We start from the raw sequence: 26,410 nt of genomic DNA on the forward strand, positions 1-26,410 counted from the left end.
AAAATGAAATGTGATGCACTTTTTATTTACCTTGAGCATATGGTGCAATAGGCGATGTCTAAGTGTGAGGTGAGAGTAATGGCAAAAAGAAAACGGCCCTCCGTGGATCGATTTCGTGAGTTTGTAAAGGAGCATCCTCATTTAGTGAATGAAGTGAGAAGCAAACAAGCAACATGGCAGGAACTTTTTGAAGAGTGGTATTTACTCGGAGATGATCATCCACGCTGGCAGGCTGACGGCAGTGTGGGTGAGTCCAAAATGAATGCAGAATCCCCATCACCGCCGGTGGAAAAGGGAGACCAAAGCACTGAGTTGATCGGTTCGTTAATGAGTGCAGTTAAAAATATGGATATGGGGCAGATTCAACAATATATTACTAATGCCAATCAGGCTATCGGTGCAATCCAAGGAGTGTTATCTGCTTTCCAAGGGAATAAATCAGGTGATACAAGTCCTCCCCCAAAAGAAAAAGAGCAGAGAGCTAACCCTTTTTTATTCACAAAAGATTAAGGAGGGTTTTTCATGCGTCAGAATATATATGAATTCATCCAAACAAACGAAGATATGCGAAATTACTTGAGGGTTCAGCCTGGATGGTACAGAAGGTTAATGCGTAATCCCCATGAAGTGGATGTGTTTGAAACCGAGGCGAAATATTATTTTGAAAAGTCGATTCCGCATCGGGTCTCTAAATTTTCGGAAAGCGTTCAGGTAGCCTCCATGATGCTTCATATGTTTCAAGCGATGAATGTTTCAAGTGAATGAAGAAAAAAAGAGTAAATTACTCCTTTTGGCGAACAATAAAGGCAAAAGGGGGACGATGGAATGAGAAAGTTGATATTGGCTCTAACAGTGTTGATGGCAGCTTCGGGTTGTGGGAAGAAAATACCGGAACCTGAAAATTCAGGAGTAGCCATGCAGGGTGTTTCTACACATAAAGCTGCCACCACTGTATCGAGCATCCGAAATTCAGATGAGGACTTTAGGGTAAAAACTTTTGTAAAAGGCAACTCTGTCTATGTAGAGTGCTACTTGAAAAACTATGGTTTTTCTGAATCAAATCCAGAACAGTTGGCAACTGTGTCCGTATTTATTGATAATCAAAAGAAAGTCGATATGAAAACGGCAGCATTTATCTTAAAGGAAGTCCCGAATGGCAAGCATAAAATTAAGCTGGAGATTTTGAATGGTTCAGGTGAAAAAACAGGGCTGCAAAAAGAGATTGAGGTACATATCACTTCCTCGATTTAATCAAACCATTAGCATCTAAAAGGGAGAAATGGTAAAATGGTTGTGGAGGTGAGCTTGTTAATGCTTGCTACTATGGAAATCATCGACATTTTACAACAGGCTGATGGATTAGCTGAAATGATCCTTCATTCTGAAATAGGGGAAGAATACCTCCTTAGTTTATATAAATTACAAAGCGACAAAGAGGCCCAGCGGAAAATTTCCAAGTTTACTTCGCTAAAGGATCTATTTGAAGATGTTCAAAGGTTCGGTAAATATCATCCGGATTATAAACGCATCAATTTAGAAACCAGGCAAGCAAAACGAGACATGGATATGCACCCTGCCGTTGCTGAGTTTAAGCGGGCTGAGACCGAATTGCAATCCGTTCTTGATGAAATAAGCGGAAGGATTGGCCGAGCGGTTTCTGAACAAGTCAAAACTCCAGCGGGGAATCCATTTTTTGTTTCATCCGGTGGATGTTCAACGGGAAGCTGCGGAACCGGCGGAAGCTGCGGTTGCTCTGCTTAAGGTAATGGCCAGATTGTGAACAATAGGCCGGTATATTGAATGCAGCCATCGAAATTCGACATTACTACGGAGTTCGGTGGCTGTGTCATGTAAGGAACCTACGTCAAGACTTCGGTCAATGAACCGATGCATGTATAAAGATTATATTCCGGATACGTGATGAAGCGATTAACTGCGATATAAAATACAATCCGGACATAGGTTGCCGCAGCAAAACATCTTTTGCTGCGGCACATAAAAACGATGCCGGAATACATATAAATGTTCTTCCTGCCGTACGAAGATGGTTTCACAATGAAGCTGCTTGCCGCGCATGGAAAGGCTTGCGGCTTTTTTTATTAAAAAAGAAAGCTTACTATTATCATTTTGAGCCGGATGGTAATGGATATATAAAAATGGTATACCTGTGATCTTTTTTATCGAAGCTTGGGTAATTTCATCATTATCTAATAGATGAACAATAAATTGATGCCAAATTTGGTTTAAATCCATCGTTTGTTACGCTCCCTTCACAGTGTATATATTCATAATAGTGAGAGAATTTCGTTTATAATCTTTTTTCTTGGTTGAAAGTAAAGATTCTGCTATGCTACACTTAGTTAAAACCTTTATAAAAGGGAGTTATTGATATGCTTGGAGCGAGACAGGGAATCATCGTCTATTTACATACATTAAAACAAGCCAAAATGCTTAGGAAATTTGGAAATATCCATTATGTTTCAAAAAAGTTGAAATATGTTGTGCTTTATACGAATATGGATGAAGTGGAACCACTAGTGGAAAAGCTGAATAATTATTCGTTCGTTAAAAAAGTGGACCTTTCTTACAAGCCTTTTTTGAAGGTGGAGTTCGAAAACTCCAAACCGGATAAAGCGAAAGAATATGATTATAAAATGGGAATTTAAAAAAAGCTGACTCATGCGGAGTCAGCTTTTTTCAATTCAGGGGGATCAATCAACCTAATGGGGGCAGATACCTATTCATTCGCAAAATGCCGATTAAGTGTTGGTAGTACAACTCGATTTCTGCGAAGAGCACCGAAGGTTTCACGTCGATTTCAATAATCGGTCTATCCAGTTCCTCCGCCAAGTTCTCAAAAAGCTCATAGCGTTTGTTTTTTGTCTCATGAGGGTTAGGTATACCTTCACGGCAAATGTAAAGCGGCTGGAATTTCCCGGGATCTGTGGGCTGCATGACGATCACCAATGACGTGACCTTTTTATCATTTATAGTAGTATGCATGGCCATAAGTCTTGCAACTCGATGTTTCTGATTGCGTCCTACTTCCAGCAACTCATATATATCGGAATATCCTTGTCCAATTTCAATAAAACGTTGAATCAATTAAACCTCTCCTAACTAACTTATTATTCATTACTTTATCATTATCCCTCATAAAAGAGAAGGACAACTTCATTGACGAAGCATGACAAAGACACTTAGATATCAGAGATTTAACAATAAAAAAAGCCCTGCAAAAATATGCAGGGTCCTTCTATGTCTAACTAAGGACCAGAAGGCAAAGGGAGAGGAGAAACCGGAGGAAGAGCTTATGGGGAAACGTAAGCCTTCTCCGCGGTTGGCAACAACACCTAAAAAGGAATGTTGTTATTCACATTATTGCCAAAAACCACTTTATTATTCAAAATGTAAAAGATTTATAAAAAGAATCCATGGACCGAAATGATACGTTGATTTTCATCTTGGAAATGAAGCCAAATGGGTTTAAATATTGGCTAGCTTTTTCTAATATGTTAGGATAGGAAAGTAACAGAAATTTGTCATAAAATGTGGTGAGGATTATGAGGGTCGTTTCCGGAATTTGCAAAGGAAGACCACTTAAGGCTGTACCGGGTACAGGAACCCGGCCGACTACTGATAAAGTCAAGGAATCCATTTTCAATATGATTGGTCCTTATTTCGAAGGAGGGCTGGTCCTCGACTTGTTTGCCGGGAGCGGTGGACTGGGAATTGAAGCGTTAAGCAGAGGCATGGATAAAGCCATATTTGTCGACCGGGATTTTAAAGCAAATCAAACGGTTAAGGCCAATTTGGAACTATGCAAGTTTTCAGACCGTGCAGAAGTTTATAAAAATGATTCAGAGCGTGCACTGAAGGCTTTGGTGAAAAGGGAAATGACTTTTGAATTGATTTTTCTTGATCCACCTTATAAGAAACAAAAGCTAGTCGAGATTCTTGAAGAAATACATAAATACCGATTGCTGAACGATATGGGATACATTGTTTGTGAGCATGGCCATGATGTTACATTGCCAGAAAAAGTTGGTGACTTTACCGTTAAGAGAAAAGAAGTTTATGGCGTCATTGCCGTTACGATTTATCAATGGGGAAACGTACACGAACAGGGGGAACTATGAATGTCCAAAATAGCGATTTGTCCGGGGAGTTTTGATCCAATAACATTTGGTCATCTTGATATCATTCAAAGGGGAGCGAATGTTTTTGATGAGGTATATGTGGTCATCGTGAACAATTCAGCGAAAAATTCACTTTTTACAGTGGAGGAGAGACTGGAATTGATTACTGAGGCGACTGCCCATATGCCGAATGTTAAGGTGGATTTCTATCAGGGATTGACGGTCGACTATGCTGAAAGCGTTTCCGCGAATGCCATTATCAGGGGATTGAGGGCGACTTCCGACTTTGAATATGAAATGCAGGGAACTTCGATGAACCGATTCCTAAACAATAAAATAGAGTCATTCTTTATCATGACGAAAAATCAATATTCTTTCTTGAGTTCGAGTATCGTGAAAGAGGTAGCGAAGTATGGCGGGGATATCTCCGAACTAGTGCCAAGCGTCGTCCAGAAAGCCCTGGCCAAAAAGTACAAGGAACTGAAAGGATAGAAAAAAAGAGCATTGCCTACGCGCAATGCTCTTTTTTTCGGTTTTAAGAAAGGCCTTTGAATAGCCTTTTGGTAAATATGATGATATATAGGATCAAAAACAAGAGTGTTAGAATGGGGCCGAAATCAAGCATGTTCTGATATAGGGAATTCGCGTGTTCACCGGATCCGCTGACTGGGAATGCGTTTAACGGGCTGCCGCTGTACATATTGCCTTTATAGAATGGTTCCCAAAGCAAGATTGTAATAATGGATGCCAGAAGGCCATGTGCTATCCTAGCCAGAAAAAAGGGAGTGAAACGAATGTCTGTTGCGGCAATGATGCTGGCAACTTGCGCTTGAATGCTGAAACCGTTGAAAGCTAAGATGAAACTTGTCATCACAGTTTGCTGAAAGAGTGTCGCATCTTCGACCGTACTGGTTAATTTTGAACCAAGGGTCATTTCAAACATGCCTGATATGAAGGGGAGGCTTAAGGAATCCGGGAAATTAAAAATATGTAAAATTCCTCCGACCCACGATGCTAGCAATCCGGTAATGTTCATATGAAATAAAAGCTTGTTCACCACCGAAAAGAGAATGATGAACCCCCCGATCATTAATAGGGTTTGGATGGATGAGAGTACCGCATCTCCGAGTAAACTGCCAAATGGTCTTGTTTCTTTTATTCTGGTTCGATGCATTTGGCTAAAAGCTTGTCTTATGGAGGGGAGCTTGGTCATTACTTTAGTATGGGATTTTTCTTCTTTCCAACGGTAAAAACGCATGATGATGCCTACACAAAAATTTCCTAGGTAGTGGGAAAGTGCAAGGATGATCCCTAAATGAGGATTGTGGAAAAACCCGACGGCAACGGCAACGAACAGGAACAATGGATTAGATGAATTCGTAAAACAAACGAGTCTTTCAGCTTCAATGCGGGTCAATTGTTCTTCCTGACGAAGCCTCACAGTGTATTTCGCCCCGGCTGGAAATCCTGATGCAAGTCCCATCGCCCAAACGAAACCGCCCACTCCTGGTACACGGAATAAGGGGCGCATAAATGGTTCGAGCATGACGCCAATGAACCTGACAACCCCAAAACTGATTAATAACTCCGAGAAAATCAAGAAAGGTAGAAGCGAAGGGAACACAATTGTCCACCAAATATTGAGTCCGCCTTTGGAAGCTTCAAAGGATTCTTGGGGGAAGATGATCAAGCCAACTGCCATCATCGTGACGGAGGTAGCTAACAGTACTGTTTTAGATTTTGATTTTAGCAAAATTCAGCCTCCTCTTGAAGGTTACTAAATAAGGGCAGTCCGTTTCGTATATAATAAAATATGAACTTCCTTTTCTCGAAAAGTAAGCGCATGATGAAATGTGGATTGTTCCGACATTATAAATGAGGATGAGCCTCACGGTGGAATTTCAATGAAACCCTGCACTTTATTGGCTGGCATAGTTTATATCTGCCATGCTTGTTTCACTGTCAATATAAATAATATGCTTCTATAAATCCGTTTAAGACCATAACTTTGAATGAGTGTTATTTCAATATTTTGAACTAGTTCTAGCGGGAGGGATATCTTTGTCGAAACCAAAGGTCGGGCTTGCACTTGGATCAGGAGGAGCTAGGGGGTTTGCACATATTGGCGTGATAAAGGTATTACAGCAAGAAGGCATTCCGATAGATATGATTGCTGGAAGCAGCATGGGAGCTATGGTTGCAGCCTTTTATGGAGCGGGTTCGGATATCGAGAGGCTTTATAAGTTGTCCCGTGCATTTAAGCGAAAGTATTATTTAGACTTCACCATACCTAAAATGGGCTTCATTTCAGGTAAACGAACAAAGGATTTAATCAGGGTATTTACATATGGCAAGAAATTTGAAGAACTTGATATTCCTGTGGCGGTGGTAGCCACTGATATAAAAACGGGGGAAAAAGTCATTTTTCAGGAAGGTCCCATCGCACCGGCTGTAAGGGCAAGCATTTCCATTCCTGGCATTTTCATTCCCGAAAAAATCGGAAACAGACTGCTTGTTGATGGCGGCGTTGTTGACAGGGTTCCTGTTTCAGTCGTGAAGGATATGGGAGCAGACATCATAATTGGTGTGGATGTAGCCCACGTGAAACAGGATATGGAGATAAACTCCATCTATGATGTCATCATGCAAAGCCTCGATATCCTGCAAATGGAACTGGTTAAAAGCAGGGAGTTTGCTTCAGACGTCATGATACGCCCCAGGGTTGAGAAATACAGCTCTAAATCATTTACAAACGTTCAGGAAATAATTAGTATTGGAGAAGAAGCTGCAAGAGGAAAGATAGATCAAATTAAGCAGAGCATTGTTACTTGGAAGGAGTCCTTTGAAGATGAGCCGTAAAATGTATGTACGCACTTTCCTGGTGGTGGCTATACTTCTCATAGCATCAGCCCTTTATTCCCTACCTTTTTATGTATCAAAACCAGGAATGGCTAAAGAATTGGAGCCAATCATTGAGGTATCCGGAGGAGATGAAGCAAAAGGAAGCTTTATGTTAACCACTGTAAGGATGGGCCGGGCGAATATATATTCCTACATGCTGGCGAAATGGAGCAAATATCAGGAGCTTTATCCGGAAACCTCCATTCGAAGCGAAGATGAAACGGATGAAGAATATAATATCAGGCAGCTGCACTTAATGGATGGTTCTAAAAATAATGCCATTCAGATCGCATATGAAAAAGCAGGGAAAGAAGTCGATTACGAGTACCTGGGTGTATATGTTTTGGACGTGCTAAAAGGAATGCCGGCAGCTAAAGAGCTGAAAGCGGGCGATCAAATCATTCAGGTCGATGACGTTAAATTCAAGTCTGCGCAGGAATTCATGGACTACATTAACGGAAAAAAGGCTGGAGATGAAGTGAAAATAGTGTATAAGCGGGAAGAGACGGAGAAAACGGCCGTTCTTTCATTGCAGCCTTTTAAAAATGACCCAAATAGGGTCGGAATAGGCATTTCGCTGGATGACAATCGAAAAGTGACCACAATACCGGCGATTGCCATAGATTCAGAACAAATAGGCGGTCCTTCGGCTGGTTTAATGTTTTCATTGGAGATTTATAATCAATTAACAAAAGGCGATCTTACAAGTGGCTATGACATAGCGGGTACAGGAACGATGTCTGATGATGGGACAGTCGGTCCAATTGGCGGTATTCAACAGAAAATAGTTGCAGCCGATAAATCTGGAGCGGAAATATTCTTTGCCCCAAATGAAAACGGAGCAGCAGGTTCGAATTATGAAGATGCACTCATTGCAGCAAAGGATATCGACACGGACATGAAGATCGTACCGGTTGACAACTTCGATGATGCAATAGCCTATTTAGCGAAGCTGAAAGGAAAGGAAAAATGAAAAAAAGCGCAGGCAGTCATCTACTGTTTGCGCTTTTTTGATGATTGGATTTTTACTCTTAAAGATGGACGGGCCAAGCTTAAACCATTCTTCATTTGAAAATGATGGGAGATTCAAATTCCCGTTTCATCAAGGCAGCCTGATACGGTTCGGACAAGCCGAGTGCATACACCTGTGCCGCTCGCAAGTCCGTATCGATGTCCTGCTTCTGATAGGACGAAAGTTTAGAGATGAGCGGGAGGGGTAAACCTTTTTTTACAGTGCGAAGATATTCTTGTCCCCGGCCATTCATGCCAAGAAGTCTGATATAGGCTGGTTGATCATTGTGAATCATCTGTTCCTTTAATGTATGGGTCAATATGTGGACGCACATCCGCTGTAGTCGTGTCCATGTGTAGCGTTTTGTCTTCAAATCTGCCATGAATCCAGAAAAGCTCAAAGATTGTTTGGCCATCTCCTTTATTCGGTGTTCTATACCTTCCTCGATTTCGTATATCCCTGCCAATTCGATTAAAGAGGAAGAAAGGATTCGGTATTTCAACAGGGGCCAATACATTTCCCAGTCATGCAAGGCATGGTAGCGCGTTAAATATTGCTCAAGACCATTCATTGTCGGCTGAGGAATATAACTGGAAACAGAATTTAATTCCCTATGTTCATGGATGGCTTTACGTATCCCCGTTGCGCTGGCAATAGGGTCTTTGGACAATTTTGTTTCATGGTATCCGGCAGCGACCCTTTGAATCGTATAAGGGCGAATGGAGTAGCCATTTGATAGGGCAGCACTTACATACTCCTTTCCAAGAATATTATTTGGCTTCGTCAAATCCAATGCCGCATCATCATTGATGATCGATCGATAAGCCTGGGCAGCACTGGCCGGATAACTATTACCGGCATCCATAGCCGATTTAATTGCAGCATCGAATGCAGCGGAATTATCCGAAAGAATTCTGTGGGCGGTGATGAATGGTTCAATTCGGCCATCTTCGCTTCCGAAGCAAAAGGAGTCACAGCCAAGGGATTCCAAAAGGGAAATAGATCCTTTTGCAAATATCTCCGCCTTCTGTGTCGCGAAAGCATAGGGAAGTTCAATGACAAGATCTATGCCGCCATTCAAGGCCATTTCGGCACGGGTCCACTTGCTGACGATAGCGGGCTCGCCACGCTGTAAAAAGGGCCCGCTCATGACAGCGACCACAACATCTGCCCCTGTTTTTTCTCTACTTTCTCTTGCATGTAAAACATGTCCATTATGAAAAGGGTTATATTCGACTACTAAACCGCAAGCTTTCATTCGATCACCTCAGAGAAAAACTTTGTATTTTATCAACTTAGTGCTAAAATAGTATTTCAAGTAAAATTACTATAAGTAATCGTCCGGATTTTTTTGTTTGTAATGTTTCTTAAACCTAGACAATCAGTTAGGATGACTACATTATAGTGTAAAGAAAAAATATTGACAAACTTATAATTGAAAGCTATAATTATTTTTGTTGCCTTGAGGTGATTTCAATTGAAATGGACGATTAGTCAACTTCAAAAAATTCGGGACAAAGATTTACGGTTTGATGAACTGGTGGATGTCTTGGACATTAGAGAAAGAGACCCGCAAATTCGCGATGTTTCTCCGATCAGAGTAGCAGGAAGAGCTGATATCAGCTCGACCGAGATTACTTTTCACTTGCATCTTTCAGGTGAATTAACATTACCTTGCTCCCGTACACTGGTAGACGTTAAATATCCGATTGATATTGATACAAAGGAAACCTTTCTTTTAAAGGCAGATGGCGCCGATTTCTACGGAGACGATGTCACTGTTGTGGAAGGTGACGTTGTAGACTTAATACCGGTAATTAAAGAAAATTTATTGCTAGAAATTCCGATGCAGGTTTTTTGTGAGGATGTCGATTCGAATGAAGCTGCTCCTCAATCCGGGAAAGACTGGGCTGTTATTTCTGAAGAGGAAAATGAGCATAAGGTTGATCCGAGATTTGCAAAGCTTGCCGACTTTTTTGACAACAATAAAGAATCTTGATTGGAACGAAAAATCGTTAATCCGATTTTTCCAGCTTTTTTATATTTTTTAAGGAGGTGGGAATAATGGCTGTACCTTTTAGAAGAACGTCGAAAACTGTAAAAAGAAAACGTCGTACACACTTCAAGCTTCAAGTACCTGGTATGGTAGAATGCCCGAGCTGTGGTGGAATGACTCTTTCACATCACGTTTGTAAAGAATGTGGAACATATAAAGGAAAAGAAGTTGTCGCAAAATAATTTCTTGACCTACTTGAGAGCTATGCTTTCTTGATGCAACACGCTAATCAAAGCGCAGGGATTTTTCTCTGTGCTTTTTTTACAAATATATTTGGCAGAATATTTTGAATCATCTATGTTTGCCGATGGTTTCGGAGAAGGTGTTAACGTGGATCAAGTAATTAATGTTGAAAAAGATGAACGCGGTTTCATGAAGCTCCTGTTTAATAGACCGGAGAAAAGGAATGCCGTGAATTATCAATTGATGGACGAACTCGAGTCGATATTGTCAGAAGCTGAAGGCGATGCTGAAGTTAAGTTGCTGGTCCTGACAGGGGCGGGCTCCGAGGCATTCTGTTCAGGCGGGGATCTAAAGGAATTTCAGGATTTGCGCACAGAAGAAGAGGCCTTTGCTATGTTATCGAAAATGGGTGAAATTCTGTATAAACTAGCAGTTTTCCCAAAACCAACAATAGCGCTCATCAATGGAAGTGCTTTAGGCGGTGGGTGCGAAATTGCGACAGCTTGTGATTTCAGAATAGCAAAGAGGGAAGTTAAGCTGGGGTTTGTACAAGGTACTCTGGGAATAACGACAGGCTGGGGCGGGGCTTCACTTTTACTTGAAAAAATATCAGGGCAAAAAGCGCTAAAGCTATTATTGGATGCAAAAATACATAAAGCTGAGGAAGCAAAGGAATTGGGTTTCGTAGATGAGATAGTCGGAGAAGGTGCGGATGGATGGGAAAGATTCGCAGAAGATTTCCTTCGCCATGAGACAGGGGTATTGATGGCCTATAAGCGATTGCTGGTCCATAAATGGCAGGGTAGCGGGCTTAAAGGAAGAATGGATGCGGAAATCCGGGAATGTTCTAAACTGTGGGCGAGTGATGAGCATCATGCTGCAGTCGATCGTTTTTTAAATAAGAAAAAATAAATATTACACGCTCTATATATCTTCTATCTTTCCTAGCATGTGCATATTATGAATTAAAACTTGCTTAGGAGGTAGAGAGATGACGATTGCGAGACAAGATGCATGGACTCATGATGAGGACCTGTTGTTGGCTGAAGTGGTGCTGAGGCATATACGAGAAGGCAGTACACAATTAAAGGCGTTTGAAGAAGTGGGGAAACAGCTATCGAGGACATCTGCTGCTTGTGGGTTCCGTTGGAACTCATTTGTAAGGAAGCAATATAAATCAGGGATAGAGCTGGCGAAAAAACAAAGGAAAGAACAGGTGGTCAATAATCCTGAAATGGAAAGGGATTCGGTTGCGACGGTAGAAAATGTCACGATTGAAGAAAAGTCCCCCCGACTTGAAGAGAAAGAATCTATTACCCTTCAGGAAGTTATATTATATTTAACCAAAATGGATGAATTCTTTCAGCTTGATAATAAGGAAAAAGAACGGATTTCAGAGCGGTACCTAATTCTTGAACAGGAAAATGTCCGATTGCTGGAAGAGAATGCTTTGCTTAAAGAAAACCTGAAAGCTGTTGAGGAAGATTATCGTGCGTTAATGCAGATAATGGAGCGTGCAAGAAAGCTTAGTGTACAAGAGGACGAAAAGACGAATCCGAAGGTGAGTTTTCAAATGGATAAGAATGGCAATTTGGAAAGGGTCAATAAATGAAAAATGCGGGTGGGAAAATCCGCCCGCATTTTTCTTGGTATTCCTTATTCCTGCGTATCTATTTCTTTTTTATCTTGTATGTCAAATGGGCTCCAAATCAGCGGGTTTTCTCCAAGGTCCCTGTCCAAATCATAGGAAACGGCAGAAAAGCCCATCTTTTTCCAAAAGTCTTGTGAATGAACTCTTGGGTTGGTTTTGATAGGCATGTTCAGGCTTTTGGCGAATTCAACCAAGGCTCTTCCATAACCTTTTTTCTGATAGTTAGGCAGGACTTCAAGTTTCCAGAGAACAAGGAAGTCCCTAGAATTGTCAAAATACCGGTCAAATTTAGCGCTTCTTTTATACAGGCTCATGCGGGCTACAAGTTTGTCGCCATAAAAGATTCCGTAAAAAGGTGATTGGCTGTCATTTTCAATGATGTTAGCCTCTAAATCATCGAGCATGGACAGTTCCTGTATCCCGTATTCTTTGAATTTTTTGAATTCCTCAAGCGTTTTAAAATTTACAAGTAATCGTTCAACCTTGTATTCCATAAAAAAGCTCCCCCTTAATTCTGATAAACCTCTTCCGATAGTACCCTTTGAAAGTCATCCCACTGATCTTTACAATGTGGAATTCCAGCTTAGGTTATATCTAGTATGACATCATCGATTTATCCTAGCTGATTAAATGCTTATAGCCTTTTATCCCCCGCCCTTTTCCCTCCAATATTTCGTGGGTAGAGATTGGAGTTATCTTTTGTTCCTATAAAGTCTATAAAATGGCTAAGCTTTTCGTATCTAATATACCATTAAATTAACGCTTAAAGAAGAGAATATATCTTCAATGGCGTATTAATAATTCTTTCCATTGATATTTTATGACGAGCCTTGTTGTTGGCGGGTAAACTCCATGCAATCAGGTTGACGGCGTTTCCAAAGTTGTTGATGTGAAATTGATGCAGGATAAAAAAGATAATGTGATAAAATAGTAAATATATTTCAAAAAGTAAGGAAGGGTATTATGAGAATTGGAATCATTGGGGGAGGGGCCATCGGGCTGCTGTTTGCGTCTCATTTAAGTGAAAAACATAGTGTGGCTCTTTATACCCATACTGCGGATCAGGCGTCCATCATCCAACGTGATGGAATCCGTCTTATTGCGGATGGTGAAAGCCGGCTGCAGACAGGCATCATTTCTATGGGTCTGGATGAAGGGATATCGGATGTAGATCTTCTAATATTGGCCGTCAAGCAATATCACCTGCCGCAAATACTGCCTAGAATCAAAGGTATTCAGGTTCCGTTGCTATTCTTGCAGAATGGCTATGGGCATATTTCTTATTTAAAGCAGCTTCAATCCCCTAGCATATATGTGGGAGTAGTGGAGCATGGGGCATTGAAACATGACGGGAATACCGTCGAGCATACAGGGCTCGGCATTACAAGGATCGCTTCCTTTAAAGGGGAACTTGAGCAACTATCGTTAGTGGATGAAAGGATCGATCATTTTCCTTTTACGAAGAGTGAGGATTTTCACTCGATGCTGATGGATAAGCTTGTCGTCAATGCAGTGATAAATCCATTAACGGCGATACTTGGCGTGGAAAATGGCGGTTTGATCACTAACCCCTTTTATTACCAAATGTTTCAAGACCTTTTTGAAGAAGTCTCCGATATTTTGGAAGTTCAAAATAAGGATGAGTCATTCGAAAATGTGAGGTCCGTTTGTATGGCAACAGCTGAAAATCGATCATCGATGCTAAAAGATTTAGAAAATGGCCGTCAAACGGAAATTGATGCCATTTTGGGTCATATCCTCTTGGAGGCAAAGAGCAAAGGGAAAAGTCATTGCCTGACGTCTTCTCTATATAAGATGGTCAAAGGAAAAGAGTCTCAGGGGGGATGAGGATGTGCCGTACGTAGTTTCAAACCTTGCCGCGATATTTATTACCTTGCCTTTCGCAGGGTATATACTTTTTTTTATTAGTGCCAAACAATTCACTGGGAACCATAGGCGCTCCGTTCAATTTGCAATGGACATGAGTACGTTGCTATTCGTATTGTCCGTCCATTATTTGATCATTACGATTTGGGATAAGCAAATTCTTTGGGTGATCATGCTCATCATGATTCTTAATGCATTCTTGGTGGTCCTTGTCCATTACAAGGTAAAAGAAGAAATCATATTCCATAAGGTATTAAAGGGTTTTTGGAGAGTGAACTTCGCCTTCTTTTTCGTGGCTTACCTTCTATTATTTTCCATCGGTATAATTACAAGTATTACGAAGATATTGACTACATAACATAGAACATCGCATCAATTTTCTGCTGCTGGGCAACTTCTTTTGTTTTCTTAAACCGGAATGTTATACTCTAAAAAGAATTGTAGTTGCAGAGAAAGGGAGAACAGAAATGGAGATGAAAGATCTCGCGTTACCATCTTTAAACCGTTTTGCATCGGACTATTTACAAAACCGTCTTGAAACGGAGGATTATTTTCACTATGACTTAGCAAAGCCTGACATTTATCTCAATAGATATAGTGAATTGATGAACCGCTCTTTTTCACGTGATGAATTGTCGGATTACATACAACAATACATGTCTCGTCTTTCATTCAGTGAGGCAGTTAAGGGGAATATTGAAAGGTTGCGCAGGGATGATTCCGTGGTTGTGATTGGAGGACAGCAGGCTGGGTTATTATCAGGGCCGCTGTATACCATTCATAAAGTGATTTCGATCATTAAGCTTGCGGAAGAACAGGAAAAAGAATTGGGGCAGCCAGTCATTCCTGTTTTTTGGATAGCTGGAGAAGATCATGATTTAGCTGAAGTCAATCATGTTTATGTCATGAAAAACGGTAAACCCGATAAAAAAACCTACCCTTCCTATCAACCGTATAAAACAATGGTTTCTGACGTGGAGCTGGAAACGGAAAAGGCAGAGAAGTGGCTTGAGGAAATCATTGAAACATATGGAGAAACGGCCTTTACGAATAAACTCCTGATTGATATGAAGGAAACCATTAAGCAATCGAATACCTTCGTCGACTTCTTCGCCAGGCTGATTCATGAATGGTTCAAAGAATATGGCCTTTTACTAGTCGATGCCGGAGATCCGGAATTAAGGCGAATTGAGAAGGCATACTTTGAATCGATGGTCAATGAAAGTGGACGGATTGCTGAAATGGTCGAGGACCAGCAATCATTCATGCATGCGAAAGGGTATGCGAAAATGATTGAAATGGATAAACATGCTGCTAATTTATTTTATTATGATCCAGAAAAAAAAGATCGATGTTTACTCGAGCGTGTAGAAGGCGGTTTCAGCGGAAAAAACGGTGAGGTATCATTTACCGAGCTGGAACTCTTGCAGATAGCCAAAAACCATCCAGAACGATTAAGCAATAATGTCATTACACGCCCGCTTATGCAGGAAATGCTTTTCCCTGTATTGGCTTTCGTTTCAGGGCCAGGGGAAATAGCTTATTGGGCCGAATTAAAAAAGGTATTTGAGTTGTTTTCCATGAAGATGCCGCCAATCATCCCTAGGTTAAACATCACGCTGGTGGAGCGCAGTATCCATAGCGATCTTGAAGAAATGGAACTCAGTTTGGAAACTGTTCTGACTGAAGGAACCGCTAATGCAGTGAAAAGTTACCTTGATTCCGTGAAGGATGAGACGATTGACAATCTGTTTGGGACGCTGAAATCACAGCTTGAAGAGAACCATGAAAAGCTATTTGTCCACGCTGTCTCTTTAGATAGAGGACTGGAGCCGATGTTGAACAAAAACATCGAATTCATCCAAAAACAATTGAATTTCATGTATGGCAAAATCGATGACCGTACAAAGGAACGGCATTCGGTCATATTGAAGAAATATGAACGGATAGCAAATTCACTGTACCCTCTTGAATCACCTCAGGAGCGGATTTGGAACGTGTTTTATTACTTGAATCAATATGGGCCAGAGTTCGTTCGGGATATGATGAAACTGGAATACCGGTTCAATAATCAGCATAAATTGATTTTCATTTAGAAACCGTTTTGGGGAATAGTGGCGGACTAATCATTTTTTAATAGGGTTGCCACTTACCAATCCTGACGGAGAGAATAAAAGTAAAAAAAAGACAGGTGCTAAAGCCTGTCTTTTTTTCTGTTTCCCGGGCACTTGTCAGGTGGGGCTTCGACAGTAATAGTGGGACTGCGTCTTAGTCTGAGTGCATTCGAGGGAAAAGCACGTTTCTTTGAATAATTTGGCTAAATAAACTTAAGAAGAAAAGAAGGGAATTTTTACTTGGAAGGAGAAAGTAAAAACAAGTGGAGAAAGGTGGGGGAATGTGGTACATTGAGATTAGAATGTGGGGGTAGTGGGTATGTTCATGGGAGAGTACCATCATAACATCGATATAAAGGGCCGTTTGATAGTCCCGGTGAAATTCAGGGAAAATCTCGGGGAGCAATTTGTCCTTACCCGCGGACTCGATCAATGTTTATTTGGTTATCCTATGGAAGAGTGGAAGCTGCTTGAAGAAAAGCTGAAAGCCCTGCCCTTAACAAAAAAAGATGCCCGAGCCTTTACCCGTTTTTTCTTTTCTGCAGCTACAGAATGCGAAATTGATAAACAAGGGCGAATTAATATCCCCACGCCGCTTACTTCATATGGCCAATTGGAAAAAGAATGTGTAATTCTTGGTGTTACCAATCGTATTGAGATTTGGAGCAAATCCCTTTGGGAAAACTATTTTTCAGCTTCGGAGGATTCTTTCGCTGAGATAGCAGAAAATATGATTGGCTTTGATATTTAAGGCTGCCCTCAGAAATAGAGTCACTCAATAACCGATTGGAAGGATGTCTAGCATGTTTCAACATACAACAGTGTTATTAAAAGAGACGGTTGATGGATTGAACATCAAACCTGATGGAATTTATGTGGATTGTACTTTAGGAGGAGCCGGTCACAGCGAATACTTGCTTTCACAGCTCTCTGACAAAGGCAGGCTTTATGCTTTTGATCAGGACGAAACGGCAATTCGGAATGCTAAGGAAAAATTGGAAAGCTATGGCGAACGTATTGTTCTTGTTCCTAATAATTTTAAATACTTAAAAGAAGAGTTGAATGCCCGGGGAATCGAGAAAGTGGACGGGATCCTTTATGATTTAGGCGTGTCATCCCCACAATTGGATACACCAGAGCGTGGTTTCAGCTATAACCATGATGCACCTTTGGATATGAGGATGGACCAAAGTGCTGCCATTTCTGCCTATGATGTCGTGAATACTTGGTCATTCCATGATTTGCTGAGAATTTTCTTCCAATATGGAGAAGAAAAGTTTTCGAAACAAATTGCCAGGAAAATTGAAGCGGCACGTGAAATAAAACCGATTGAAACGACGTTCGAGCTTGTGGAGCTAATAAAGGATGGGATACCGGCCCCGGCAAGACGTAAAGGCGGACACCCTGCGAAACGAGTGTTCCAAGCAATAAGAATCGCTGTGAATGACGAACTTGGTGTCTTTGAGGATTCCTTGGAGCAAGCCATATCGCTTTTGGATAAAGAGGGAAGAATATCTGTCATTACATTCCATTCACTTGAAGATAGAATTTGTAAAACGGTATTTAAAAAGGCCAGTAGCATGCCTGACCTTCCGCCTGGACTTCCAGTTATCCCGGATGAATTCAAGCCAACCATGAAAATAATTACGAGAAAACCGATTTTACCTTCGGAAGAAGAATTGGAAGGGAATAATCGTTCCCGGTCGGCCAAGCTAAGAATCGCCGAAAAGCAATAATTACAGAAAAAAACAGTAAGGGGGAACATGAATGAGTTCCATAGCCAAAAAAATACAAGAACAGCAATATGAAGATCAACAGCAGCAACAGACACATCAAACGGTGGTCATCCGTAAAGCGAAGATATCCATTGGTGAAGTTTTCTTACTATGTGCCCTTGCTATCATGGTTACCTTTATGGGAGTGAAAATTGTCTCAAATCAAGCGGCCATCTATGAAACGAATAAAGAGATCCAGCTAGTGGAAACGTCGATTGAAGAACAGGGTAAAGTGAATGATGATTTGAAAGTGCAGGTTGCTGAACTTAGTACATACGAAAGGATTTGGAAAAAAGCTGCAGCGCTAGGGTTCAAGTTAAATGAGAATAATGTGAAGGGTGTGCAGTGATAATGCAGAAACAAAAAAATATGAAGCATGGGGCAGCCGGATTATTCTTCTTATTCGGCCTGCTCTTTTTTGTATTAGTCTGCCGCTTTTTGTATATTCAGGTGACAGGAACAGCAGGCGGGGAGGTACTGGCTGCGAAAATCGACAAGAAATATGAAAAAAAACAGGTCATAGAAGCCAAAAGGGGAAGCATACTCGATACAAAAGGTGAAGTCATCGCCGAGGATACTTCCTCCTATATCTTAAGGGCTGTACTCAGTGAAAAGGAGCCCGAGCATGTCAAGGATGCGGAGATGACCGCTAGTAAGCTTGCAAAATATATCGACATGGATGAACAGGACATTTATGAAAGACTTACGAAAAAAGGGGCATACCAGGTGGAATTTGGCAGTGCCGGCAAGGATTTGACTCAGGTCGTCAAGCAGAAAATAGAAAAACTGGAACTGCCGGGAATTACATTCGGAAGAACCAATAAACGTTTCTATCCTAATGGGATTTTCGCCTCCCATCTGATTGGCTATGTAGAAAAGGATGAAGAAACGGAGGAAATGGCTGGTAAGTTCGGCATTGAAAGGTACCTCAATAAAGAATTGCAGGAAACGGATGGGAAGCTGACATATGACAGTGACTCATGGGGCTTCCTTTTACCAGATAAGAAGGAAAAGGTGGTTGCCCCGGATAATGGCAATGATGTCATGCTGACCATCGATAAGAAAATACAAACGTTCTTGGAAGATTCAATGAGCAAAGTACAGGAAAAATACGATCCCGAACAAATCATAGCGATTGTCTCCAATCCAAAAACGGGGGAGATAGTGGCGATGGGGCAAAGGCCTACCTTCCATCCGACAACGAAAGTCGGGTTAACGGATACATGGCGTAACCTGGCTATTGAAGAATCCTTCGAACCGGGTTCAACCATGAAAACATTCACTCTTGCCGCTGCTGTTGAGGAAGGGGTCTTTAATCCGAATGAAAGTTTTGTTGCAGGAACCTACAAAGCCGGATCGGGGAAAATCGGAGATCATAGCGGAATCGAAAGAGGGAAGAGCATGACCTTTCTTGAAGGGGTTCAGCGTTCCTCCAACGTCGCTTTTGCTACACTTGCAATGGATAAGATAGGAGCGGATACTTTTCGTGAGTATTTGACCAAGTTCGGATTTGATAAAAAAACGGGAATTGACCTGCCCAACGAGATAACCGGTAAAATTCAATACAAGTATAAGCTTGAAAAAGTGACTACTTCCTTTGGACAGGGTTCGACCGTTACACCGATTCAACAAATCCAAGCTGCATCCGCAATAGCCAATGACGGAAAAATGATGCGGCCATACGTGATAAAAAGCATTTCCGATCAAGATACCGGAAAAATTTTAAAAACGACAAAGCCGAAAGTGACAGGGCAACCGATTTCGGAAGAAACTGCAAAACAGGTACGAGATTATTTGGAAACGGTAATTTCCGCGAAAAAAGGAACTGGGAAAAAATATGCCATTGATGGTTATGAAGTAGCGGGAAAAACCGGTACCGCACAAATTCCAGGTCCGACAGGTAGATATTTAGAAGGGAAAAATAACTATGTATTCTCCTTTTTAGGCATGGCTCCAAAAGATGATCCGCAGTTGGTCATGTATGTGGCGGTCAAGCAGCCGAAGTTAGGTGCATCTTATGTTGGGGCTGATCCATTGTCAGAGATATTTAATCCTGTCATGCAAAATAGCCTGCAATATCTAAACATCAAACCTTCTGATGTTAAAAAACAAAAAGCAAATAAAATCAAAGACTATACGAATCAAACCGAGAGTTCAGCTGTCAAAGAACTGAAGGAACTTGGCTATGATGTAAGTACGATCGGAAGTGGGCGTAAAGTGCTCGATCAATCCCCAAAAGCCGAGAGTATACTTTTACAGGGTGAAAAGATAATACTGCGTACTGAAGGAGAAATGAAAGTTCCTGACATGAAGGGATGGTCACTGCGCGATGTTATGAAATTGGCTAAGGTTGCAAAACTGGATCTGAAAACTGAAGGTACTGGATATGTGAGTAAACAAAGTCTTGAGGCCGGGAAAAAAGTAAAGGAAGGAGAAACCATTAATATTGAATTATCCCAGCCTGAAGGGGCTGGTGTAGATATACCGACTAAAGAGAAAACAGAGTGAATATAAAGAGGGGATCCCAAATGGATTCCCTCTTTATTTCTTTCAAGGTTTCTAGTCTAGCATCGAGTAGACAAGCATATATTGAAGCATGTATGAAATGGAGGTGCCTGTTTTTGCGTGTTTCGAATGTTACTGTCCGAAAACGGCTGGCAATCGCATTGGCGATCGGTATCGTTGTTTTTTTTATCATTGATATCCGATTGGGAATTGTACAATTTTATCTTGGGGATAAGTTGACGGGGCTGGCTAAAGATTCCTGGAGCAGGAATATTCCTTTTGAAGCCAAACGAGGAGAAATTCTCGATCGGAATGGTGTCGAGCTGGCAACGAATATATCTGCACCAACGGTCTATGTCATCCCAAGGCAAATTGAGAATCCAGGGGAGACGGCGGAACAGCTTGCTTCAATATTGGATATGACAAAGGAAAAGGCTTATCAATGGTTAACGAAACAGGCGATGAGCGTCAGGATTCCGGAAGGCAGAAAGATATCTCATGAAAAGGCGAAGGAAATTAAAGCATTAGGGATAAAGGGTGTTTATATCGCTGAAGATTCAAAGCGGCATTACCCATTTGGTGAATACCTTTCGCATGTTCTTGGCTTTACGGGCTCCGATAATCAAGGGTTGATGGGTATTGAATTGTCTTATGATAAGGAACTGAGCGGGGAAAAAGGATTCGTTAAATTTTACTCGGATGCGAAAGGGAAAAGGCTCGAGAATATGGCCGATGACTATAAGCCCCCTGTTGATGGCGATAACCTGAAGCTAACCATCGATAGCAAAATCCAGACAATCGTGGAGAGGGAGCTCGATAATGCGGAGGCGACATATGATCCCGATGGTATAATTGCCATTGCAATGAACCCGAATACCGGGGAAATATTGGCAATGTCCAGCAGGCCAACCTTCGACCCAGCCAATTTCCAAAATGTACCTTCAGAAGTGTATAATCGTAATTTACCAGTTTGGAGTATATATGAACCAGGTTCGACTTTTAAGATCATCACGCTTGCTGCGGCGCTTGAGGAAGGGAAGGTCGACTTAGAAAAGGAACATTTTTATGATTCCGGACATGTGGAAGTGTCAGGGTCTACACTGCACTGCTGGAAAAGCGGAGGACATGGGGACCAAACTTTTCTTGAAGTCGTCGAGAACTCGTGTAACCCAGGGTTTGTAGAATTAGGGAACCGGCTTGGTAAAGACAAGCTGTTTAAATATATAAATGATTTCGGGTTTGGGCAAAAGACGGGGATAGATTTAACCGGAGAAGGAAAAGGAATCATGTTCAACATGGATCAAGTGGGTCCGGTTGAGCAGGCAACGACTGCGTTTGGACAAGGTGTAGCCGTAACGCCCATTCAGCAGGTGACAGCGGTATCGGCTGCTGTGAATGGCGGAACTTTGTATACACCTTATATCGCGAAGGAACTGGTGAACCCAAAAAATGGGGAAGTGCTGATGCGAAAGACCCCACAGGCGAAGAAAAAGGTGATTTCAGAAGCAACCTCGAAGAAAGTCCGTAAAGCACTTGAATCCGTTGTCGCCCAAGGCAGCGGTAAAGGAGCTTTCGTGGAGTCGTACCGGGTCGGCGGGAAAACGGGTACTGCCCAAAAAGCTGAAAATGGCCGATACCTTGAAAATAATTATATTCTCTCATTCATAGGTGTCGCTCCAGCGGATGATCCGCAAATCGTCGTTTATATAGCTGTGGATAATCCGAAAGGGACGGTACAATTCGGCGGGGTAGTAGCCGCACCGATCGTTGGGAACATCATGGAGGATTCACTTAGGGCCATGGGCGTCAAGCCAAGGAAAAACCAGATTGAGAAGGAAACGGTCTGGACGGACCCCGTCATGGTCGAGGTACCTGACGTTGTGGGTCTCAGCAAAAAAGAGTTGCAAACCCAGCTCATCGATCTTAAGCTTGATATTGCCGGAAATGGGGATAAAGTCATAAATCAAGCCCCGGATCCAGGCGTTAAAGTAAAACAAGGCTCTACAATAAGAATTTATCTTGGCGAAAATACAGAATAAGTATAATATAATATATGAATAGTTAAAGCGGCTGAAGAATCATCAGCCGCTTTGTTTACGGAGTCGGGATAACACCGTATAATTGAAATTGGTTTTCTCGACAAGCCGAGGCTAATCACATATAATGAATCCTCAAATTAAGTTGAGAGGGATGGAAAAATGAAGCTTCACAAATTACTATCTTATTTACACTCCTTATTTCCGTATGAAGGAGAGAATCCTGAAATCACCTCCATTGAAAATGATAACCGTAAAGTCATAGACGGAAGTTTATTTGTTTGTATAAAAGGTTATACAGTCGATGGACATGATTTTGCCCGACTTGCTGTAGAACATGGAGCTGCAGCAGTCATTGCCGAAAGGCCGCTTGACCTCGATGTTCCCGTGATCGTAGTCAGGGATTCGAGCAGGGCGATGGCGGTGCTTGCCGATGCATTTTATGGCCATCCGACTCAAAAGATGCGCTTGATCGGAATTACAGGTACGAATGGAAAGACGACGACAAGTCACTTATTGGAAAAGATTTTCGAGGATCGACAAGAAAAAACCGGCTTGATTGGCACGATGTATACAAAAATTGCCGATACGGTATATGAAACCAAGAATACGACGCCAGATAGCGTTACGCTGCAGAAGGCTTTTCATGAAATGGCCGAAGCATCTGTTACCACGGCCATTATGGAAGTTTCATCTCATGCACTTGAGCTGGGACGTGTCCATGGCTGTGATTATGATATTGCCGTCTTTACGAATCTTACCCAGGATCATTTGGATTTTCATAAAACCATGGACAGATACAGGCAAGCAAAATCCTTGTTTTTCTCACAGCTCGGCAATGCTTACATAGAAAATCGTCCTAAATATGCTGTGCTTAATGCTGATGATGAGGCAACAGCCGAGTTCATTAAAGCGACTGCTGCGACAGTGGTTACATACGGCATAGACAAAGATGCGGATATCAGGGCCACGGATATAAAAATTGATGCAAATGGCACCTCTTTCACCTTGACAGCAGGTAAAGAAGAGCGTTACATTCAGCTGAAGCTGATTGGTAAATTCAGTGTTTATAATGTACTCTCTGCCATCTCTGCCGCTCTGTGCGCCGGTAACGATCTGGATGAGACAATTAAATCCATCGAGGAAATAAAAGGTGTTGCAGGCCGTTTTGAGCTCATTACAGCGAATCAGGACTTCCCGGTCATTGTTGATTATGCCCATACTCCGGACAGCTTAGAAAATGTTCTCAAGACTGTTGGTGAGTTTGCTAGAAAGAAAATCTTTGTGATAGTGGGCTGCGGCGGGGACCGAGACAAGACAAAGCGTCCCATCATGGCTGAAATTGCTTGCAGCTTGGCGACTGACCCGATCTTCACTTCGGATAATCCGCGCAGTGAAGATGCTGCCCAGATCCTCCGGGATATGGAAGCTGGTGTAGCAGGCAAAGAATATACGGTTATCGAAGACCGCAGGCAGGCGATAGCTTTCGCTGTTTCCAAGGCGGAAGAGGGCGACGTTATATTAATAGCTGGAAAAGGTCATGAAACCTATCAATTGGTCGGTGACGAAGTGCTTCACTTCGATGACCGTGAAGAAGCGGAAAAGGCGATTCAAAGTCGTTTGGGTTCAGTTTGAACCGACGCTAAATTGCCCTGGAGCAAATAAGAAAAGACATTAAGCAGAATTTTATATTTGAATTGTGTTAGGAATGAGGGAGTAAGGAATGTTGGAACAAGTGATTTTTTATACGATTTTGGTGGCGTTTTTAGTAACCGTTCTTCTTTCGCCGATTTTCATCCCGTTTTTAAGAAGATTGAAATTCGGGCAAAGTATCAGGGAAGAAGGCCCACAATCGCATCTGAAGAAAACGGGAACACCCACCATGGGCGGTTTGGTCATATTATTATCTGTTACCATCGCTACACTGATCATGACTTTGAAATTCTCGGCACCTTCAACCGAAACGTATTTATTACTATTCGTTACTTTAGGTTTTGGTTTATTAGGTTTCCTGGATGATTTCATCAAAGTGGTCATGAAGCGAAACCTGGGACTGACCTCCAAGCAAAAACTGCTTGGACAAATTGTGATTTCGGTCATCTTTTACTTCGTCTTTAAGCAGACTGACCGTTTTAATCCTGAATTGACGATTCCGGGCACTGACTTTGCTTTTGATTTTGGCTGGTTTTATCTGTTTATCGTTATTTTCTGGCTTGTAGGTTTTTCGAATGCCGTCAATTTGACGGATGGGCTTGATGGACTTGTCTCAGGAACATCAGCCATTGCCTTTGGTGCTTTTGCCATTTTGGCCTGGAGTCAGTCGCAATATGATGTCGCTATTTTTTCGGTGGCGGTTGTCGGTGCAGTACTCGGATTTTTGGTATTCAATGCACATCCAGCAAAGGTTTTCATGGGGGATACGGGTTCCTTGGCCCTTGGAGGAGCAATCGCAACCATCGCTTTGTTAACGAAGCTTGAAATCCTCCTGGTAATCATTGGCGGAGTCTTCGTCATAGAGACGCTCTCGGTCATCCTGCAGGTAGGATCTTTTAAAACGACTGGTAAACGTATTTTTAAAATGAGTCCGCTTCACCACCATTATGAGCTTTCCGGCTGGTCGGAATGGCGCGTCGTCGTGACTTTCTGGACAGTGGGGCTGCTGTGTGCGGTACTCGGAATCTATTTAGAGGTGTGGATATAATTGAAAGAGACTGCAAAATATTCAGAGAAAAAGATATTAGTATTGGGTTTGGCAAAAAGCGGAGTGATGGCAGCTTCGCTTCTACATAAATTAGGTGCATTCGTGACAGTTAATGACATGAAGCCATTATCGGAAAATCCTGAGGCTCAAGGACTTCTTGAACAGGGAATCAAAGTCATCTGCGGCAGTCATCCGATCGAGCTCCTTGATGAAGGTTTCGAGCTGATCGTGAAAAACCCGGGAATCCCCTATCGGAACCCTATTATAAAAGGCGCATTGGAAAAAGGGATTCCAGTTATAACGGAAGTGGAACTAGCCTATCAGATAAGTGAGGCACCTTTCATAGGAATCACTGGTACAAATGGGAAAACGACCACGACAACATTGATATACGAAATGTTGAAGATCGGTGAAAAATCCCCGCTGATTGCCGGTAATATCGGTACAGTGGCTTCTGGTGTTGCCCAAAAAGCAAAGCCCGATGACTCGATCGTCATTGAATTGTCGTCGTTTCAGTTAATGGGAATAGACGAATTTCGTCCTGAAATCTCAATCGTGACAAATTTGTATGATGCACATTTGGATTATCACAGTTCCAAACAGGAATATGTCGAAGCAAAAGCTGCCATTACGAAAAATCAAATAGCCTCAGATTTCATGATTTATAATGCAGATCAAGATCTTGTTTTATCCATGGCGAAAAAGACCAAGGCTGAACTTGTTCCTTTTTCAGCTGAAGTGAAACATGAAAATGGAGCCTATGTGGAAAATGGAGCCGCCTGTTTCCGAGGGGAAAAAATCATTGAAGTTTCAGAGATAGCCCTTCCTGGTAAGCATAATTTGGAAAATGTGCTCGCGGCCATCTCGGCGGCAAAACTGAAGGGTGTAGCTAACGAAGCCATTCAGACTGTACTGAAAACATTTTATGGTGTGGAGCACCGTCTGCAGTTTGTCGCAGCGATCGATAACCGTAAATTTTATAATGATTCGAAAGCGACGAACATTCTTGCAGCATCCAAAGCATTAACATCCTTTACGGAACCTGTCATCTTATTGGCAGGCGGTTTGGATCGCGGAAATGAATTCGATGAGTTGAAACCGGCGATGAAAAATGTCAAAGCCGTGATAACTTTTGGTGAAACGGCAGAAAAAATTGAACGGGTAGCCAAAGAAATAGGAATAGCGAATATAAAACGTGTCGATAATGTAGAAAAGGCCGTGCCGGCTGCATTTGAATTATCAAATGAAGGCGACTGCATTCTTCTCTCCCCGGCTTGTGCAAGCTGGGATCAATATAAAACTTTTGAGCAAAGAGGAGACATGTTTATGGAGGCCGTGCATAAACTTAAGTAAGAGCTTTCGCAAAAGAGAAGTGAACCTGCTTCTACGTTGACACCTTGGAAAAAAGCGATAATGAGCCGTTATCGCTTTTTTTTTGACTAAAGTGCTG

The 26,410-nt window shown here is 41.9% G+C and carries 29 protein-coding genes; 24 read left to right on the forward strand and 5 right to left on the reverse strand.

What is annotated here, in order from left to right; genetic code table 11:
* Positions 1-78: 78 nt before the first annotated feature.
* The 4 genes from OSJ91_RS08585 to OSJ91_RS08600 are packed head-to-tail and all read left to right on the forward strand — an operon-like array spanning position 79 to position 1,761.
* Positions 79-510, forward strand: a complete 432-nt coding sequence (locus OSJ91_RS08585) for a YlbD family protein (protein WP_350301934.1) — start codon at positions 79-81, stop codon at positions 508-510.
* Positions 511-522: 12 nt separating this feature from the next.
* Positions 523-765 carry a YlbE-like family protein gene (locus tag OSJ91_RS08590; protein WP_350301935.1) on the forward strand — a complete coding sequence of 81 codons (243 nt, stop codon included), beginning with the start codon at positions 523-525 and terminating at the stop codon, positions 763-765.
* A gap of 60 nt (positions 766-825) precedes the next feature.
* Positions 826-1,251 (forward strand): hypothetical protein, encoded by a 426-nt coding sequence (locus OSJ91_RS08595; protein WP_485891379.1) that lies wholly within the window; start codon positions 826-828, stop codon positions 1,249-1,251.
* Positions 1,252-1,311: 60 nt separating this feature from the next.
* Complete coding sequence (locus OSJ91_RS08600; protein WP_063232132.1) at positions 1,312-1,761, forward strand: YlbF/YmcA family competence regulator; 450 nt, start codon at positions 1,312-1,314, stop codon at positions 1,759-1,761.
* Positions 1,762-1,929: 168 nt separating this feature from the next.
* Here the strand turns inward: OSJ91_RS08600 and OSJ91_RS08605 are convergent, their stop codons facing one another.
* Positions 1,930-2,253, reverse strand: coding sequence for a hypothetical protein (locus tag OSJ91_RS08605; protein ID WP_350301937.1), 324 nt, complete (start codon positions 2,251-2,253; stop codon positions 1,930-1,932).
* A gap of 137 nt (positions 2,254-2,390) precedes the next feature.
* On the opposite strand from OSJ91_RS08605, the gene OSJ91_RS08610 reads away from it, so the two are divergent.
* Positions 2,391-2,666, forward strand: coding sequence for a YlbG family protein (locus OSJ91_RS08610; RefSeq protein ID WP_048684554.1), 276 nt, complete (start codon positions 2,391-2,393; stop codon positions 2,664-2,666).
* Positions 2,667-2,715: 49 nt separating this feature from the next.
* Here the strand turns inward: OSJ91_RS08610 and OSJ91_RS08615 are convergent, their stop codons facing one another.
* The gene (locus OSJ91_RS08615; RefSeq protein ID WP_350301938.1) at positions 2,716-3,105 is read right to left on the reverse strand and encodes a DUF7147 family protein; all 390 of its coding nucleotides are present in this window, start codon (positions 3,103-3,105) and stop codon (positions 2,716-2,718) included.
* Positions 3,106-3,563: 458 nt separating this feature from the next.
* On the opposite strand from OSJ91_RS08615, the gene rsmD reads away from it, so the two are divergent.
* Together rsmD and coaD are read left to right on the forward strand one after the other, a co-directional pair.
* Entirely contained in the window at positions 3,564-4,139 is a 576-nt protein-coding gene (rsmD, locus tag OSJ91_RS08620) for a 16S rRNA (guanine(966)-N(2))-methyltransferase RsmD (RefSeq protein WP_034313946.1), read from the forward strand.
* Positions 4,140-4,631: a pantetheine-phosphate adenylyltransferase gene (coaD, locus tag OSJ91_RS08625; RefSeq protein ID WP_350301939.1), complete on the forward strand. Its 492-nt coding sequence runs from the start codon at positions 4,140-4,142 to the stop codon at positions 4,629-4,631.
* Positions 4,632-4,674: 43 nt separating this feature from the next.
* Here coaD and ylbJ read toward each other — a convergent pair whose 3' ends face one another.
* Complete coding sequence (gene ylbJ, locus OSJ91_RS08630) at positions 4,675-5,892, reverse strand: sporulation integral membrane protein YlbJ (RefSeq protein WP_350301940.1); 1,218 nt, start codon at positions 5,890-5,892, stop codon at positions 4,675-4,677.
* Positions 5,893-6,200: 308 nt separating this feature from the next.
* Here ylbJ and OSJ91_RS08635 point away from each other — a divergent pair, with 308 nt between their 5' ends.
* Together OSJ91_RS08635 and OSJ91_RS08640 are read left to right on the forward strand one after the other, a co-directional pair.
* The gene (locus OSJ91_RS08635; protein ID WP_137018809.1) at positions 6,201-6,998 is read left to right on the forward strand and encodes a patatin-like phospholipase family protein; all 798 of its coding nucleotides are present in this window, start codon (positions 6,201-6,203) and stop codon (positions 6,996-6,998) included.
* Entirely contained in the window at positions 6,988-8,013 is a 1,026-nt protein-coding gene (locus OSJ91_RS08640; RefSeq protein WP_350301941.1) for a SepM family pheromone-processing serine protease, read from the forward strand. The genes OSJ91_RS08635 and OSJ91_RS08640 overlap by 11 nt, the downstream gene beginning before the upstream one ends.
* Positions 8,014-8,104: 91 nt before the next feature.
* Here the strand turns inward: OSJ91_RS08640 and OSJ91_RS08645 are convergent, their stop codons facing one another.
* On the reverse strand, positions 8,105-9,310 hold the full coding sequence (locus OSJ91_RS08645) for a nucleotidyltransferase (RefSeq protein ID WP_485891380.1): 1,206 nt from the start codon (positions 9,308-9,310) through the stop codon (positions 8,105-8,107).
* A gap of 219 nt (positions 9,311-9,529) precedes the next feature.
* Between OSJ91_RS08645 and OSJ91_RS08650 the strand changes: the two genes are divergently transcribed.
* The 4 genes from OSJ91_RS08650 (at position 9,530) to OSJ91_RS08665 (ending at position 11,903) form a co-directional block, all read left to right on the forward strand.
* A complete protein-coding gene (locus OSJ91_RS08650) occupies positions 9,530-10,051 on the forward strand; it encodes a YceD family protein (protein WP_098371093.1) in 522 nt (173 codons plus the stop codon).
* Between the two features lie 65 nt (positions 10,052-10,116).
* The gene (rpmF, locus tag OSJ91_RS08655) at positions 10,117-10,290 is read left to right on the forward strand and encodes a 50S ribosomal protein L32 (RefSeq protein WP_034313929.1); all 174 of its coding nucleotides are present in this window, start codon (positions 10,117-10,119) and stop codon (positions 10,288-10,290) included.
* A gap of 148 nt (positions 10,291-10,438) precedes the next feature.
* Entirely contained in the window at positions 10,439-11,203 is a 765-nt protein-coding gene (locus OSJ91_RS08660; RefSeq protein ID WP_485891381.1) for an enoyl-CoA hydratase/isomerase family protein, read from the forward strand.
* A gap of 79 nt (positions 11,204-11,282) precedes the next feature.
* Entirely contained in the window at positions 11,283-11,903 is a 621-nt protein-coding gene (locus OSJ91_RS08665; RefSeq protein WP_350301944.1) for an RsfA family transcriptional regulator, read from the forward strand.
* A 44-nt stretch (positions 11,904-11,947) separates the two neighbouring features.
* On the opposite strand, the gene OSJ91_RS08670 is transcribed toward OSJ91_RS08665, so the two are convergent.
* Positions 11,948-12,436, reverse strand: a complete 489-nt coding sequence (locus OSJ91_RS08670) for an N-acetyltransferase (protein ID WP_101224571.1) — start codon at positions 12,434-12,436, stop codon at positions 11,948-11,950.
* Positions 12,437-12,905: 469 nt separating this feature from the next.
* Between OSJ91_RS08670 and OSJ91_RS08675 the strand changes: the two genes are divergently transcribed.
* The 11 genes from OSJ91_RS08675 (at position 12,906) to murD (ending at position 26,313) form a co-directional block, all read left to right on the forward strand.
* Positions 12,906-13,790 (forward strand): 2-dehydropantoate 2-reductase, encoded by an 885-nt coding sequence (locus tag OSJ91_RS08675; RefSeq protein ID WP_350301945.1) that lies wholly within the window; start codon positions 12,906-12,908, stop codon positions 13,788-13,790.
* A gap of 4 nt (positions 13,791-13,794) precedes the next feature.
* On the forward strand, positions 13,795-14,187 hold the full coding sequence (locus OSJ91_RS08680; protein ID WP_350301946.1) for a DUF3397 domain-containing protein: 393 nt from the start codon (positions 13,795-13,797) through the stop codon (positions 14,185-14,187).
* Positions 14,188-14,296: 109 nt separating this feature from the next.
* Positions 14,297-15,925, forward strand: a complete 1,629-nt coding sequence (gene bshC, locus OSJ91_RS08685; protein WP_350301947.1) for a bacillithiol biosynthesis cysteine-adding enzyme BshC — start codon at positions 14,297-14,299, stop codon at positions 15,923-15,925.
* Positions 15,926-16,262: 337 nt separating this feature from the next.
* Positions 16,263-16,694 (forward strand): division/cell wall cluster transcriptional repressor MraZ, encoded by a 432-nt coding sequence (gene mraZ / locus OSJ91_RS08690; protein WP_034313914.1) that lies wholly within the window; start codon positions 16,263-16,265, stop codon positions 16,692-16,694.
* A gap of 52 nt (positions 16,695-16,746) precedes the next feature.
* The gene (rsmH, locus tag OSJ91_RS08695; protein WP_034313911.1) at positions 16,747-17,679 is read left to right on the forward strand and encodes a 16S rRNA (cytosine(1402)-N(4))-methyltransferase RsmH; all 933 of its coding nucleotides are present in this window, start codon (positions 16,747-16,749) and stop codon (positions 17,677-17,679) included.
* A gap of 31 nt (positions 17,680-17,710) precedes the next feature.
* The gene (gene ftsL, locus OSJ91_RS08700; protein ID WP_101224576.1) at positions 17,711-18,067 is read left to right on the forward strand and encodes a cell division protein FtsL; all 357 of its coding nucleotides are present in this window, start codon (positions 17,711-17,713) and stop codon (positions 18,065-18,067) included.
* 2 nt (positions 18,068-18,069) lie between these two features.
* Positions 18,070-20,226 (forward strand): penicillin-binding protein, encoded by a 2,157-nt coding sequence (locus OSJ91_RS08705; RefSeq protein WP_485891382.1) that lies wholly within the window; start codon positions 18,070-18,072, stop codon positions 20,224-20,226.
* Between the two features lie 113 nt (positions 20,227-20,339).
* Positions 20,340-22,262, forward strand: a complete 1,923-nt coding sequence (locus tag OSJ91_RS08710) for a stage V sporulation protein D (protein ID WP_137018800.1) — start codon at positions 20,340-20,342, stop codon at positions 22,260-22,262.
* Between the two features lie 159 nt (positions 22,263-22,421).
* A complete protein-coding gene (locus OSJ91_RS08715; protein WP_485891383.1) occupies positions 22,422-23,894 on the forward strand; it encodes a UDP-N-acetylmuramoyl-L-alanyl-D-glutamate--2,6-diaminopimelate ligase in 1,473 nt (490 codons plus the stop codon).
* Positions 23,895-23,982: 88 nt separating this feature from the next.
* A complete protein-coding gene (gene mraY / locus OSJ91_RS08720) occupies positions 23,983-24,960 on the forward strand; it encodes a phospho-N-acetylmuramoyl-pentapeptide-transferase (protein ID WP_101224579.1) in 978 nt (325 codons plus the stop codon).
* The gene (gene murD, locus OSJ91_RS08725; RefSeq protein ID WP_350301950.1) at positions 24,961-26,313 is read left to right on the forward strand and encodes a UDP-N-acetylmuramoyl-L-alanine--D-glutamate ligase; all 1,353 of its coding nucleotides are present in this window, start codon (positions 24,961-24,963) and stop codon (positions 26,311-26,313) included.
* Positions 26,314-26,410 lie beyond the last annotated feature (97 nt).

The sequence above is a fragment of the Bacillus sp. T-10(2022) genome (assembly GCF_056502895.1).